Annotated in this window: 15 protein-coding genes, 1 tRNA gene and 1 pseudogene; 7 read left to right on the top strand and 10 right to left on the bottom strand. The window is 55.0% G+C overall.

From position 1 onward, the window contains the following. Positions 1–38 precede the first annotated feature (38 nt). Positions 39–1,388 (bottom strand): hypothetical protein, encoded by a 1,350-nt coding sequence (locus ACA047_RS13765; RefSeq protein ID WP_497359812.1) that lies wholly within the window; start codon positions 1,386–1,388, stop codon positions 39–41. 397 nt (positions 1,389–1,785) lie between these two features. Beyond that, positions 1,786–2,457 carry a Bax inhibitor-1/YccA family protein gene (locus ACA047_RS13760; protein WP_210644852.1) on the bottom strand — a complete coding sequence of 224 codons (672 nt, stop codon included), beginning with the start codon at positions 2,455–2,457 and terminating at the stop codon, positions 1,786–1,788. A 124-nt stretch (positions 2,458–2,581) separates the two neighbouring features. Here ACA047_RS13760 and ACA047_RS13755 point away from each other — a divergent pair. From ACA047_RS13755 to ACA047_RS13745, 3 genes are all read left to right on the top strand, one after another. Then, positions 2,582–2,669 (top strand) — tRNA-Ser (locus tag ACA047_RS13755). A 137-nt stretch (positions 2,670–2,806) separates the two neighbouring features. Continuing rightward, positions 2,807–3,661, top strand: coding sequence for an SPFH domain-containing protein (locus tag ACA047_RS13750; protein WP_497359810.1), 855 nt, complete (start codon positions 2,807–2,809; stop codon positions 3,659–3,661). 279 nt (positions 3,662–3,940) lie between these two features. Then, a complete protein-coding gene (locus tag ACA047_RS13745; protein ID WP_497359808.1) occupies positions 3,941–5,737 on the top strand; it encodes a DAHL domain-containing sensor histidine kinase in 1,797 nt (598 codons plus the stop codon). A gap of 56 nt (positions 5,738–5,793) precedes the next feature. Here ACA047_RS13745 and ACA047_RS13740 read toward each other — a convergent pair whose 3' ends face one another. Next, on the bottom strand, positions 5,794–5,985 hold the full coding sequence (locus tag ACA047_RS13740) for a DUF2188 domain-containing protein (protein ID WP_497359806.1): 192 nt from the start codon (positions 5,983–5,985) through the stop codon (positions 5,794–5,796). A 112-nt stretch (positions 5,986–6,097) separates the two neighbouring features. Beyond that, entirely contained in the window at positions 6,098–6,997 is a 900-nt protein-coding gene (locus ACA047_RS13735; protein ID WP_497359804.1) for a polysaccharide deacetylase family protein, read from the bottom strand. A gap of 238 nt (positions 6,998–7,235) precedes the next feature. Between ACA047_RS13735 and ACA047_RS13730 the strand changes: the two genes are divergently transcribed. Further along, positions 7,236–7,490, top strand: coding sequence for a DUF6555 family protein (locus ACA047_RS13730; protein WP_245145449.1), 255 nt, complete (start codon positions 7,236–7,238; stop codon positions 7,488–7,490). Between the two features lie 151 nt (positions 7,491–7,641). Continuing rightward, the gene (locus tag ACA047_RS13725; protein WP_497359802.1) at positions 7,642–7,872 is read left to right on the top strand and encodes a hypothetical protein; all 231 of its coding nucleotides are present in this window, start codon (positions 7,642–7,644) and stop codon (positions 7,870–7,872) included. Positions 7,873–7,931: 59 nt separating this feature from the next. Here ACA047_RS13725 and ACA047_RS13720 read toward each other — a convergent pair whose 3' ends face one another. Together ACA047_RS13720 and ACA047_RS13715 are read right to left on the bottom strand one after the other, a co-directional pair. Then, on the bottom strand, positions 7,932–8,159 hold the full coding sequence (locus tag ACA047_RS13720) for a PLD nuclease N-terminal domain-containing protein (protein ID WP_497359800.1): 228 nt from the start codon (positions 8,157–8,159) through the stop codon (positions 7,932–7,934). Between the two features lie 80 nt (positions 8,160–8,239). Beyond that, positions 8,240–8,425 (bottom strand): hypothetical protein, encoded by a 186-nt coding sequence (locus tag ACA047_RS13715; RefSeq protein WP_497359798.1) that lies wholly within the window; start codon positions 8,423–8,425, stop codon positions 8,240–8,242. 263 nt (positions 8,426–8,688) lie between these two features. On the opposite strand from ACA047_RS13715, the gene ACA047_RS13710 reads away from it, so the two are divergent. Together ACA047_RS13710 and ACA047_RS13705 are read left to right on the top strand one after the other, a co-directional pair. Next, positions 8,689–9,051, top strand: coding sequence for an NUDIX hydrolase (locus tag ACA047_RS13710; RefSeq protein WP_497359796.1), 363 nt, complete (start codon positions 8,689–8,691; stop codon positions 9,049–9,051). 426 nt (positions 9,052–9,477) lie between these two features. After that, positions 9,478–9,678: a hypothetical protein gene (locus tag ACA047_RS13705; protein WP_497359794.1), complete on the top strand. Its 201-nt coding sequence runs from the start codon at positions 9,478–9,480 to the stop codon at positions 9,676–9,678. A gap of 52 nt (positions 9,679–9,730) precedes the next feature. On the opposite strand, the gene ACA047_RS13700 is transcribed toward ACA047_RS13705, so the two are convergent. The 4 genes and pseudogenes from ACA047_RS13700 to ACA047_RS13685 form a co-directional block, all read right to left on the bottom strand. Continuing rightward, on the bottom strand, positions 9,731–10,336 hold the full coding sequence (locus tag ACA047_RS13700) for a hypothetical protein (RefSeq protein WP_497359792.1): 606 nt from the start codon (positions 10,334–10,336) through the stop codon (positions 9,731–9,733). Positions 10,337–10,866: 530 nt separating this feature from the next. Then, the gene (locus ACA047_RS13695) at positions 10,867–11,103 is read right to left on the bottom strand and encodes a hypothetical protein (RefSeq protein ID WP_497360344.1); all 237 of its coding nucleotides are present in this window, start codon (positions 11,101–11,103) and stop codon (positions 10,867–10,869) included. 293 nt (positions 11,104–11,396) lie between these two features. Then, a pseudogene (locus ACA047_RS13690) lies at positions 11,397–11,852 on the bottom strand (tail assembly protein). Between the two features lie 437 nt (positions 11,853–12,289). Further along, entirely contained in the window at positions 12,290–13,063 is a 774-nt protein-coding gene (locus ACA047_RS13685) for an alpha/beta fold hydrolase (RefSeq protein WP_497359790.1), read from the bottom strand. Between the last annotated feature and the right edge of the window lie 61 nt (positions 13,064–13,124).

Genomic DNA, 13,124 nt, shown 5'->3' with positions numbered 1-13,124 from the left:
GCCTCGCAAGGTCATTCCGAGGCCAGGTTACAGCGGGCTTACTCCAGGTCTTCCAGCTCAGGGCTGCGCTGCACTTTGTGCACTTCTGCTTCAGGCGCGTGGCTCGCTTTCATCAACTTAAGGGGTTGGGCTTTGTCGCATGCATTCTTGCCGTCCGTATAAATGCCGCTGAGGTTACATTTCCAGTCATAGAAGTTGGCCAGGGCCGCAGACAATTGCAGGCTGTAGTCCGTGCTTTGGGTACCCGGCGTAAAGGGTTGTCCGGCCGGAATGTTCTGGAACCATTTCATCCAGACTTCACCTCCGACTGGCGGCGGGTTGCGTTGGAAGGTCGGATTCATAAGCGCCAATTGCTGGTATTCAGCGGTCATATGGCAGCTCAGGCAAGAAGCCTGGGGGTTGTCCACGGGACCGTTGAGGCGACCGTTCCAACCCAGATGGGTAGGCGGCAACTCGTTGGTATTGGCATTGATTGCGGTCTGCTTCAGCGCAGGGTTGATTTTGGTTTCGGTCGGCGTCGGGTTGGTAAACGCGTTACCGGTCTCTTGGGGATCGTTCCCCCACATAATCCCTACCGGCATCAAATTGTCCCAGCTCGATTTACCGGTAACGGAACCGTTGTACTGAAAGGTACCAAAGAGCCAGCCGGTCTCGCTCACTCGGGTATCACGTACCGCGATGTCCATCTGAATCAGCGCGACTTTGGTGAGGACGCGTTCAGTTGAAGTGAAGGTCTTGGCGGTGTAAGCAGTCCAGAGCACTGGATTGACCAGAGACGGCACCGTACTGACGTCTATATCGGCAAACAGTGCCTTGCAAACGACGGTACCGTTGGCAAAGCCTTTAGGTTGCGAGGTATAGCTCGGGTCAGGATTCTGTGGGTCCTTCCAGACCTGGCCAATGGTGTAAGCCCCAATATCGTTATAAATACCCACGGCATAGGTCTGGCCATCTCCTGTTTGCGTACTTGCCAACTGCCCGGGCTTAATCGCCGCCTCTTTGGTGAGCCCGTGAATACCTTCACGGCCGCTGGTGCCGTAATGCTGCCAGGGCATGTGGTACCACTGACGAATCTTGTTTTTCTGAACATCCCAGGCTATTTCAGTATTGCCCTCCAGGCAGTACTTCTTCACCTCGTTCATATAGGGACGCCAGGTTTCAAAGTTGTTGTCGAATTTCGTGGGTAGTTGCTTGAAGAACGACGGTACCGAAGAAGGGCCCGGCGCCACGGTGGGATAGTTTTGACTGAGCCGGAAAAAGGGTGAGGGATACGAACTCTTTGGCGGAGCGAAGCCGTAATCCGGGAAGGTTCCGGCGTGGGTGCTAGCCATGGACAACGCGCCTGCCAAGGCTAGACATGCGGCGATTTTTCCTTGGGGATGGTTCATCTATATCTCCTTATAGGGAGACGCCTGCCGTCCCATCGGAATCCTGACCGATGCGCAGGGCCTCCTTCTGTTATCAGGCTGCGGCACGATGCCCAAGCCCGCTCACGGTCCACACTCAGTGATGTAACGCACCTCCTTCGGCCCAAAAGTCGGGCGCGGCCAAACCAGGCTGGGTAGCCGAATGCGAACGGTATCGGGGAGTTGTGGCGAGGTTTCGCCCAGTCAATGATCGGTCCACTTCATGCCGCCCCTGGCAATGCAATCCCTTGCCATAGGTGTAGATCATTTATTCAAAGCCGCCATCAGGTTTCAGTATTTTTGCCGGCCATTGGCCATAACACCAAATCGTGGACGAAAAAAAGCCCGCAGAAGCGGGCTTTTCGTTGCAACGATGCTATCAGTCGTCGCGGCCCATCAGGCCGAACAGCTGCAGCAGGCTGACGAACAGGTTGTAGATCGATACATACAGGCTGATGGTCGCCATGATGTAGTTGCGCTCGCCGCCGTGGATGATGGCGCTGGTCTGGTACAGGATGCAGACCGACGAGAACAGCACGAAACCGGCGCTGATCGCCAGTTGCAGGCCGCTGATCTGGAAGAAGAAGCTGGCCAGCACTGCGCCCATCAACACGAAGAAACCAGCGGTAATGAAGCCGCCGAGGAAGCTCATGTCCTTGCGGGAGATCAGCACATAAGCCGACAGGCCACCGAACACCAGCGCGGTCATGGCAAAGGCCGAGCTGACCACTTCGGCGCCGCCCTGCATCTGCAGGTAACGGTTGAGGATCGGGCCGAGCAAGAAGCCCATGAAACCGGTCAGCGCAAACGCCGAGACCAGGCCCCAGGCCGAATCACGAAGCTTGTTGGTGAGGAAGAAAAGGCCGTAGAAACCGATCAGCACAACGAACACATTCGGGTAACCGACACGCATCTGTTGTGCGACGTAGGCCATCACACCGCTGAAAGCAAGCGTGAGTGCCAGCAGGCCATATGTATTGCGCAGGACGCGGCTAACCTCTAGCTGCTCAGCCTGCACGCTGTTGTTCACTGCGTAATCCTGTTCGCGCATGGCGACACTCCTCCGGTTTTGAAACATTCAGTGGTAAGGATCATAACAGACGCTCTGTAACAAGCTACGTAGAGAGTTTGACAGTGTGTTTCATTCGGGTATTATGGCGCCCGCAACGCAATACGGAGGTGTGGCCGAGTGGTTTAAGGCAACGGTCTTGAAAACCGTCGACTGTAACAGGTCCATGAGTTCGAATCCCATCGCCTCCGCCATCTTTATACGACAAAGCCCTGATTATTCAGGGCTTTTTCGTATCCGTCGTTCGGAAAACCAGCTTCCGGTTTCAGCGCGCGACGCGCTTGTATTTACGATGCGCTGCAATTTCAATCACCCAATCAAGGAAAGAAAAGTGACCAGCAAAACCATCGGCTCCATCGTTGCGGCAATCCTGGGCATTGTCCTGTTATGCGTGTTCTTTGGCAGTTGGTACACGGTCGACGAAACCGAGCGCGGTGTGCTGCTGCGCAACGGCGCACTGGTCGGGGTGGTGGAACCGGGGTTGTCATTCAAGACGCCATTTATTGAGTCGGTACGCTTGATCAGCACCCAGAGCCAGGTCACGTCCTATGAAGACCTCCAGGCGTACAGCAAGGATCAACAGTCCGCCCAGCTCAAAGTCTCCGTGTCCTGGCACATCGCGCCCTCCGATGTTGCGAAGGTCTACACCCAATTCAAGGACCTTGAAGGCATTCGGGACAGGATGATCAGCCGCCAGGTGCCGACACAGGTAGAAAACGTGTTCGGCAAGTTCAACGCCGTGGCCGCCGTGCAGAACCGCGTTCAGCTGGTCAACGATATTTCGACCGCCATCAAGTCCACCATTACCGGGCCTGTGATCATCGACAGCGTTCAGGTCGAAAACATCGACTTCAGCGACGCCTATGAAAAAGCCATCGAAGCGCGCATGGCGGCGGAAGTTCAGGTTAAAACCCGCGAGCAACAACTTGCCACTGAGCAGGTTCAAGCCCAGATTCGTGTGACTCAGGCCCAGGCGGAAGCCGACTCACAAGTGGCGCAGGCCAAAGCAGACGCATTGGCCACCGAATTGCGCGGCAAGGCCGAAGCCGAGGCGATCAAGGCTCGGGCCCAGGCCCTGGCCAGCAACCAGAATCTGGTGGAACTGACCAAGGCCGAACGCTGGAATGGTGTATTACCCACCACCGTACTGCCCAATGGCGCCCTGCCCTTCATCGACATCAAGTAACCCCACCGGCGCGGCCTGCTCTGGCCGCGCCTGCTGCGCCCGAGCACCGTCCAGGCCCGCTCCCGCCCAGGAAATATCGAACCACCTCGTTACCGCTACACTCACGTCACTGACGATCCCGAAGTTCACCGTTAGCAGGGAGCTCAACGTGTCCCCAGGCAAAAGCAAACCGGCGCGACAATCCATACATTTTCATTCCGCTGACTCTCGTTCTGACAGCTTCCCCCTACCCGCGAACCCAACGCCTCCTTCGATTAATATTCCGGACAGGAGAATAGCGTGACCTCCCTCATCCAAAAGTATAAATGGCCTGCCTTATTGGCTGTCGCGTTTATTGTTTTTTCAGCGTTGATATTCTTTTTAGTCAAGTCCTACACGTACGACACATCGACTTACTTCGAATCCCGGGACTTCATTCGTCAACTCAAACAAGCCGATGCCAACTGGAGCGTCAAAATCCTGAGAAAAAAGATAGGCGTCAATAACAACCTGTCGTTGGCTCCTCCCCCTGAAGCGGGCAGTCGATGGGAGCAGTTGGAGCAGCTCAACAACTCGGGCCCCCTCGCGGCCCTTTGGGCTTCCAGACGCCAGGGCTATGTGGACGCCATCATGAACAAGACCCTGCTTGTTGATCAATTCCAGCAACACAACGCCAATCTGCGCACCGCTCTGGATGCCCTGCCGATTATCGAAGACGATATTCAAACACTGCTCAAAGAGATGAACATCGAAAGTCCTACAGAGCGCCTGACGGCGGCCTCCAATGTTCTGGAACTGACACTGACAACGCTGGAGTACGCACTGTATGTCACCTCAGACAAAGCCAAGGAAGTGCAGAGCCAGTTAAGTGAACTGGAGCAATACATCAACCAGTTGCCTGCAACGTATCAGCCCCCTTTCATCACGCTGACACAGCACGTCAACGCCGTTATCCAGGAGCAGCCGATCGTCAATGATCTTCTGGACCGCATCAGTGTTATCCCGGTAGCCCAGGAGTTGGACAACATCAATGAGCTGTTGAACGAGACACAGCGCCGGACAGCCGCGACAGACCGTCATTACCATATCTACCTGGCCGTGTGCGCCAGCTTCATGGCGCTTTTGATGATCTACCTGGCCGTGCGGTTGGTTCGCAGCTATGCGCTCATCAATCAGATAAACCAGGAACTGCAATTGTCCAATGAACGGCTGGAAGAGCGAGTGCAAGAGCGCACCCGCGAGCTGATAGAGGCCGAACGTGAGTTGGTGGACGCAGCCCGCATGGCAGGCATGGCCGAAATTGCCACGAACGTATTGCACAACGTCGGGAACGTTCTCAACAGCGTGAATATTTCAGCGGACATCGTGACCCGCAAGTTGAAAACCAGCAAAACACTGGGGCTTGGGAAAGCGGTAAAAATGATGAATGAACATGCCGAGGACCTGGGCCAGTTCATCACCCATGATGAAAAAGGCAAATTATTGCCCCGTTACTTCACCGAGCTGGTCGAATCCATCGCCGCCGAACAAGCAATGCTTATCGAGGAGTTGGCGCAACTGACCAAAAGCATCGATCACATCAAGGAAATCGTCACGACTCAACAAACCTATGCCGGGGCCGCCAGGCTGATCGAAGCGCTCAATGTCACTGACCTGTTCGAAGACGCATTACGTATGAACTCGGGCGCGCTGAGTCGGCATCATGTCACCGTCATCAAGGATTATCAGGACACGCCTAAAATCATGGGAGACAAGCACCGATTACTGTTGATCCTGATCAACCTCATCAGTAACGCCAAATTCGCGATGTCCCACGTCTCCGGGCATCCGCGGGAAATGATCCTGGGGATTCGGATCCTCGATCAAACGACGTTGTGCTTAAGCGTCAAGGATCGAGGCGAAGGCATCGCGCCCGAGAACCAGGCCCGCATCTTTAATCATGGGTTCACGACCCGCAAGGATGGCCATGGATTTGGCCTGCACAGCTGTGCATTGGCAGCGGTTGAAATGAATGGTCGCCTCCACGTCCACAGCGATGGACCGGGGCAAGGTGCACTGTTCACGCTGGAGATTCCGCTAGAGTTGGCACGCACCTGAAAGAGTGCGTGCCGCAAACGCCTCACCACACCCGCGACTTCAACGCGTTGGCGGCTTTATTTGCCGCCTGCGGATGAGCCGCCAGGTTTTTTTCTGGCCGGCAGCGCCGCAGCGTAGGCCAGCGCTTCCTCCCGGGAAGCAAAGGAACCCAACCGGTCCGCCTGGGTGCAGACCCTCCATGGGCCGCTGTTAACGCTGAGCACGTCATAACCGTTGATGTGCATTTTTGTCAGCATCGCAGTACTCATAGCCACCTCCGCCAAGAGAAACCAGGGTTACGTCGCCTACCTTACTCTCAGATTACGCACGGGTGCCGACCGAGCGTCGCCGCCCATCATTGATGTTGTACCCATGAAGCCTTCAGTGGGAATCCGAATCCCATAACCAGTCCCACAAGCCAGGCAAGTGCACAGCCTGATGAGTGTCCTTGACCGTGCGGGCCATCGCCGCTCGCTCCAGTGCCTGGCGGTCATCATAGAATGGCTTGGCGTCGGTTTTCAGCCCTGTAGCACGGGCAGCGTCGAGCAGGATCTGCAGGTATTCGCGAGTGTGACGGGCAGTGTAGCGATTGAGGTCATGAAACGTGACCACTACTGGAATCACCCCATCAACCGCAGGCAACTGCCCAGCAGCGATGCGCTCGCGCACTTCGGAGAGCTGGCGTGTCAGGTTGATTCGTCGTCGCGGGCTGACGGTAATGCCCCAGATCTTGCCGTCATTAGCGCTCAGATCGGTCAGCAATACGTGCAAGCCATGACGCTGGTAGGCGGCGAAGGTGCGCCGGTCATAGCTCCAGAACGGAGGCCTCACCAGGGTGGGCGTTGCACCGGTGATGGCAGCGATATCGGCATCACCATTAACGAGTGACTGCTCCAGCTCATCAGGCTTCAGGAACCGGTGATTGGTGTGCCAATGAGTCGCCGTATGAAAGCCCAGGATGTGCCCTTCCTGCTGCTCGCGTCGCATCACCGAGCGCCCGATATCACTGCCACCGGCGCGCGGCGCACGGGTCTGCACAAAAAAAACCGCCTTGATCCCGGGCTGGACCGGGTTATGTACGAGGGCGTCCAGAACGTCCAGGCTCGGGTTCCAAAAACTCGATGCGCTGGGGCCGTCATCGAACGTCAGCAGGAAACGGATGGGGGGTTGCGCGCGCAGGTTTTGCTCGGTCTGCGGGGTCAGTTCAATGGGTGGGCTGATGCATCCCGACAGACCGACAACAAGGAGTACTATGGTCAGTACCCTGGCGATGATTTTCATGTTTTGCCTTTATGTAATACTGCACTGGCTCGCCTTTGATCCCTGGCCCATGGTGTTGAAGCTCACCTTGGAGAAGGTTAACCGGGTTTGGTTCCTGGCAGCGAGCACTGCCCATTTATAACGCCCGCTGTTGAGCTGGCCTCACGGCTGCCCGGTCTTATTTTGACCGTCTGGAAATTCGATGGAATTTTCCGAATGCCTTTGCATCCATCCGTATAGAACTAATTAGGGAGGATTTATGGGCGGGCCATCGCTTTACATCATCGACTACATGCTCCATGGCGAGCCGAAGTCATTCATCATTCGCGCTGAAGTGATGAATAACTCCGAAGCTTGGCACTGGGCCAGTTGCGACGCGGGGGTCGGGCGCATACCAAAATTCGGGCGAGAAAAGGTCAAGCGGGTTTCAAAACCCCTTGCTGAGAAATACGGCATTACCGATGTGCGCTGGCGAGCGAGCGTCGCGCCGTCCTGGATCAAGGAGTCCGGCTGACTCAAATAACACATTATCCGGCGCACCGGCTGTCTAGCCGGGCGCCGGATTCTTCGACAGATCAGAAATAACTCAACTACGCTTAAACAGCAGCAAGACCCGCCTATGGCGGGCCTTGTGCTGTTTTATCAACCCTGAATGGAGGTGTGACATGTCCGAAAAAGAGTCCATCACCACCCTGCTCACCTTACTTGAATCTCGTCAGGAACGGTTGGCGGCCGCCTGCAAGGAAATCGCCGACTGGGTCGACCACCAAGGCGGCCACCCTACTGCTTTGCGTATCCGCGACCGGCTCAACGACATCGAGAAAGACGCCCCGACGATCCAGAGTGCATTGACCACGCTCAAGCCCGCTGAGCGGCCATTGCCCAAGTTCCGCTAACATCGAGCGCGAGCGGCGACTGGAAAAACCAGTGAGCCACCAGCTCGCGTTTCCTTGCGCTAGCCCTTGCTGTGTTCCGGCGACGACGGGCCTTCTTTGATGCCCCGTGGGCCAGCCACGCCCCAAATGATTAAGCCCAACACGGGGAAAATGATCAGCAACAGAGCCCAGCCAGCCTTGGTGCCAGCCGACTTGTCGCTTCGAAACACGCTGACGATCGCCCATAAATCCACAAGCAGCAAAAGCACCGCAACGCCAATCCAGAAATAACTGGCTAATTCAGACATGGCCTAATCCTCTTGTCGGTCTATGGATTAGGCACAACCCCATGGGGTCCGTTCAAAGAATCTGCCATCGGCTGCCGTGCCTAGGATCGATCATTTAGAAAAGCGACCCACCGCTCATAGGCATCATGCTGACGACGGACCGCCTCTTCCCAGGCCTCCCCCGCCATTTGACGAGCACAAATGAGCTTCATCATCTCTGACGTCGCTGCATCAAGCTCCACCAGAAGCTCGTGAGATTTGATTCTGAAGTCGTCGACGCTGGTCATTTTTCCTCTCTCCCCCACAGTCGGGGTCGGCCATCCACCCAACATGGATGCGTTTTTTCGAATCGGATTCACTCGAGGCGATGATCGGTCGATAGCCTGGTAGATAAGTTTGACGTGGGGGCCAAATGTGTTTGGTCTTTCCCGTCTGGAGGTGGTCGAACTGATAGGGCCCCGGAAAGTCGATATTTCGACGCCGCGATGACCAAGGCTCAAATATTGCAGTAATATTTCATCTATATGACAGTCACTGATTGAGCAAATCCATGAAAATTCGAGCGACCGTCATCTGTGAAGAAGACCGCCACATTTTGTTGGTGCGCAAGCCCAACAGCCGCTGGACCCTGCCTGGCGGTGCCGTCGAACGCGGTGAAACCCATGCTGGCGCCGCAATCAGAGAGCTTTCGGAAGAAACCGGGCTGGGCACCGAAAACCTGCTGTACCTGATGAAGATCAACGACGGTGATACCGAACACCACGTGTTCGAAGCATCGGTCACCGATTCCCGTGCAGCCAGGCCACAGAATGAAATCAGCGATTGCCTCTGGCACCCGCTGGATGCCATTGCGCACCTGCAGATAAAAAAAGGAACGCGAGAGATTCTTGAGGCGTTTCGGCGGCGGTTGTGAGGCTTAGCCGTTGCTCAAAGAGCGTGGGAAGCAAACAAAAAGGGTTGCATGAGATATCTCATGCAACCCTTTGTTTTGTATGGTGCCCGAAGCCGGAATCGAACCGGCACGCCCTTACGAGCGGGGGATTTTAAGTCCCAAGGGGAAATCAATCAGGCCGCGCCTTGTAATAATTTTCTGGTCCGCAATCACCCGTAAGAGGATGCCATGCAGCCCGTTGTTTCCGCATACTTTGAAGTAATTGCGGCCCGGAAATCTGGCTCAAATCATGGCAGGTCCGCCCGCTCGCAACCAATTTCCACTTTTGACATTATGCCAATAATGCATATCCACGAATTTGCGCATAAGTCGTCATCTCCGGCGTCCTGCCGACTGATAACCCTCCCTCGAGCTGCTACGCTGATTTCGTAAACATAGGAATCGCGAATGCCGAACTCTGACTTTCTCCCTTCCCTGCTCTTCAAGATCAACGAAAACCAGCTGGCCTTGGAAGCAGCCATCATGGAGCTTTCCAACTGGGTCGAACAGCGCGGCGCGGCCGACGTGCGGGGTGCCCTGGACACGATTGATAAAAATGAGGAGTTCATCAAGATGACGCTTGCGGTCCTGATGACACCGGGAAGCTAGGAACCTGCTGAATGCCGTCTAGATAATACAAATTCTTCAGAACGCAATTTATTCATGAAACCGCAGGCACATTAAAACCTCGCGACAGCAATACACTCCTCCATGCTTGAGACAAACTATTTATTTTTTCAACCTTAACTCTATAATAAGGGGCGCCCACTCCTCCCGTACGGGTCCACGCCACCACTCGCCTAACACTATTATCTATAATGATTATACTGGCCGCACAAAATATATTTTTTATTGGGAATTTACCTCCCGGCTTATCAGCTTCATTATCCCAGTATAAGTTTTCGACAAAGCTGACATCCGGCTGATCCAAAATCACTTTATGCCCATCAACTACTTCAGAGCCAGCACTTACATCGTAATAAGGATTAGGCTTGTCTTTGTCAAACACATCAACATACCACTCTAAAGCATTTAAACTATTTGAGAACTGTGGAATATCACCATCGAACCCCCCCTTCCCGGGGCCATCAAGCCATCTTGCTAGTTTCGACTTAAATTGGATCATATGTGAGTTCTCTGAGAAGATCGTTATCTTAATTCCATCCGACAGATCGGCTTGACTATTCCCCTGTGCAGCACCATTAATATCAACACCTGTTTCGACTTTAATGAGTTCGTCTTGATAGTTGAGACTATAAAATCCCATTTTTTAAGCTCCCTATTCAACGGCGGTGTCACCGGCAAGCCCCGCTCGGCCATTTGTAGGCCCCGCCTAGAGGGTAGCCTCACCATGGAGAAAATCCTCAGGAGCTTCAGTCATTGTGACGAATGGAATAAAGGAGGAACCTTCACCTCCAACAAATCTATCCGTCGAGCTCACTAGATGGGAAATATCTATTACCATCTAATATAATGAAATGCTCAGTTAGCATCCCTTCTTGATTTTCCACCGCCCGAACTGCTAAACATTTTCAAATGTACAAGCATTCCTGCCTGGTCCTGGAAAACGAGGCGCTGGAGCTGATCACGCTAAAAGGCCCACCAGATATTTTCTGGTCTGATCTAGATGGACACCGCCGAGATCAAGGAATGCGCACGGCTTCGAGCTGAACTGAAGCAGGTGAAGTGGGATAAATTCCGAGCACTTGGAATCTGTGGCCCTGCACCGACAAGTGAAACAATTCCTAGGCTCTAGCCTTTGATGTCAGAACCCACAGGGATTGAGACGTATCAGTATCACCGGCATGCAGCGACAGCGGCGACAAGCTCCTTCTCGTAGCCAATCCGCTGCCGTCGATCCGCCAGCAACGCCCGGACTTTCACCTCGAGCGAGTCGGACTTCTTTAAGCCCGCCAAGGCAAAGGCCGGCACCGCAGCATCTTGGGTCTTGCACGGCACCTGAACGGGCACCTCAACCCAAACCGTGCGCACTTCCGGCGCCTGGCCAGCGCACCCGGACAGCTCCTGATCGATGACTGTTTCAGCAGCAGCGCACTGATCGCCGCCGGTTCGCTCCCGCAGAAGACGATTGGCTGCGGCGTAGTCCGGCTGGGTCTCTTGCCGTGCTTTCTCCTGCGCCAATGCGGCTTCTCGCTCCCGCAATTCGCCGGCCTGCCCCAGCTCACCCAGCTCACCCAGCTTGCGCCCCTGTTTGCTATGCTGCTGCCGCCCTTGGTGCCGTGGATGTCGATCTTGCGTGCTGCGCCCATGCTTTCCTCCAAGCGAAAAAAAACCGCCTCTTGGGCGGTCTGCGTGCTGCGGTCGAGTTACGTTTTGTCTTCGGCGTAGATGGATGCGGAAACAATCATCCCTCCCCACCGGCGGTCGCCGATGCAGATCGGCACGGGGTTGCCGCTGGCCGTGGTGTTCTTGGCGCTTCCGAAGGCGTAGGACGGTGCGTTGTCGGGGGATGCGCTTTGCTTTAGGCCTGAAGCCTGGGGGCTGAGCATTGGTCTGCAGGACGCCGCCTCGTTTACTTCCCTCGACGACTGGGATGATTCGAATCTCACGGGTGCCGCCGAGGTCAAAATCTGCCTCGCCAACATTTCTGCGATTTCGGAAAACCGCGAAACGCATACCCAAGGAGGCGAGGCGTTTAATTTCCGTCTCGAACCCATCAATGGTGCAATTCAACGCCTTGAACACCTCACGAGACGTCCCAGAGTCTGCTTCGGGTGCTCTCTCCCAAATTTCTTGGCGAGGGATCCCGAGAGCTTGACCATGGTCATGCCCATGGCAAAAGAAACTGCGGCGGCCCTGTGTTTATCGGCATTCTTGAAGTGAGTCTCGTAATCCCCCACGCCTCAGCTGAGACCATGCAACACGCTGGTAAAGCTTTGCGACACTGCCCGACTTGGTCTGGCTTATATCCAACACATCGTCAGTTTGCTGTGCAAAACCGTTAACAAGCCTGTAGCCGGCCGAGGTTTCTGCCATGCTGGCATTCGAGTTGTGCTCCTGCCACTCAGGGAATACACAAAGTGCGAATGCTTTCGGAGTCTTTGTGGATGTAACCGTGACTGCTGGAGCCGAGGACATCAGGTCGGATGGCGACGAGCACCCAGCCAGCATCGCCACCGCTACAACCGATATCACAATCCGCAGGTCGTTCCCTCTTTTGGTTTGGCGGACGCTTACCGCTAAAAGATGAATGTACCGATCAATCCGTCAGAAATGCCTCTAGAACAGGTGTCAGCCATTCCGGTCGATCTTCTTGGGGCGAGTGATTCGCGAATGGAATATTCAAGAACCTAGCGTTTGGCACCCGATCAGTGAGTTCAACTGCATTCGTGCGCGAGACAAGCATGTCTTCGTCGCCCCTGACCACCAGCAAATCGGCGGTGATGTTGCGCACAGCTTCGTTCGGGTAGCCATCCGCGCCTGAATCGAGCCAGAGAGCCCGCAGCGCCACTGCCAATCGCTCAAAATCTGGTGCGGGATTCATGACCTGATAACTATCGTAGCTGTGCGGGAACATCTCGCGCCAGCTCTCGGCTGTTACCTCTGTATACATGCCGCGCGTTGGGTCGTCTGCCTTCAATGCCCAGTGCGCGCCAATCGTTACCAGCTTGTCTATAGGGAGAGTGTTGGCGGCGGCAATCCGCAGTGCAGCTATGCCACCATCGCTATGGCCGATGATGCTGAAATGCTCAAGCCCCAGGTGCCTGACCACTGCTTCCACATCCTGCTGGATGCGCTTATAGGTCAGTCGTGATGGACCAAGTGTGGATTTTCCTTGGCCCCGGCTGTCGATGCCGATCAACCTGTAGTTCCGGCCCAAACGGGGCGTGATGGAATTAAAAGTCTCGATGTCACCAAAACCTCCGTGGAGGAATACCAAGACAGGGCCTTCCTTGTTCCCTTGCTGTTCATAGTAGAGGCTCGCGTGGTCTATCTCAATGTGCTGGCCGTCCTGATGATTGAACGTCGTCATGTGATCCCTCACTGCAAAAATCGCGATGCTAGCACACCGACCTGGCCAGGCCATCCAGCAT

This window comes from Pseudomonas sp. LBUM1664 (assembly GCF_059695895.1).
Note: the sequence above shows the minus strand (reverse complement) of the source record. Positions and strands in the feature narration are given on the sequence as shown.

Excerpts from the sequence above, each read along its gene's own strand:
- ACA047_RS13765 (WP_497359812.1), bottom strand. The coding sequence starts at position 1,388 with ATGAACCATCCCCAAGGAAAAATCGCCGCATGTCTAGCCTTGGCAGGC.
- ACA047_RS13760 (WP_210644852.1), bottom strand. The coding sequence starts at position 2,457 with ATGCGCGAACAGGATTACGCAGTGAACAACAGCGTGCAGGCTGAGCAG.
- ACA047_RS13740 (WP_497359806.1), bottom strand. The coding sequence starts at position 5,985 with ATGAGTACTGCGATGCTGACAAAAATGCACATCAACGGTTATGACGTG.
- ACA047_RS13735 (WP_497359804.1), bottom strand. The coding sequence starts at position 6,997 with ATGAAAATCATCGCCAGGGTACTGACCATAGTACTCCTTGTTGTCGGT.
- ACA047_RS13730 (WP_245145449.1), top strand. The coding sequence starts at position 7,236 with ATGGGCGGGCCATCGCTTTACATCATCGACTACATGCTCCATGGCGAG.
- ACA047_RS13725 (WP_497359802.1), top strand. The coding sequence starts at position 7,642 with ATGTCCGAAAAAGAGTCCATCACCACCCTGCTCACCTTACTTGAATCT.
- ACA047_RS13720 (WP_497359800.1), bottom strand. The coding sequence starts at position 8,159 with ATGTCTGAATTAGCCAGTTATTTCTGGATTGGCGTTGCGGTGCTTTTG.
- ACA047_RS13715 (WP_497359798.1), bottom strand. The coding sequence starts at position 8,425 with ATGACCAGCGTCGACGACTTCAGAATCAAATCTCACGAGCTTCTGGTG.
- ACA047_RS13710 (WP_497359796.1), top strand. The coding sequence starts at position 8,689 with ATGAAAATTCGAGCGACCGTCATCTGTGAAGAAGACCGCCACATTTTG.
- ACA047_RS13705 (WP_497359794.1), top strand. The coding sequence starts at position 9,478 with ATGCCGAACTCTGACTTTCTCCCTTCCCTGCTCTTCAAGATCAACGAA.
- ACA047_RS13700 (WP_497359792.1), bottom strand. The coding sequence starts at position 10,336 with ATGGGATTTTATAGTCTCAACTATCAAGACGAACTCATTAAAGTCGAA.
- ACA047_RS13685 (WP_497359790.1), bottom strand. The coding sequence starts at position 13,063 with ATGACGACGTTCAATCATCAGGACGGCCAGCACATTGAGATAGACCAC.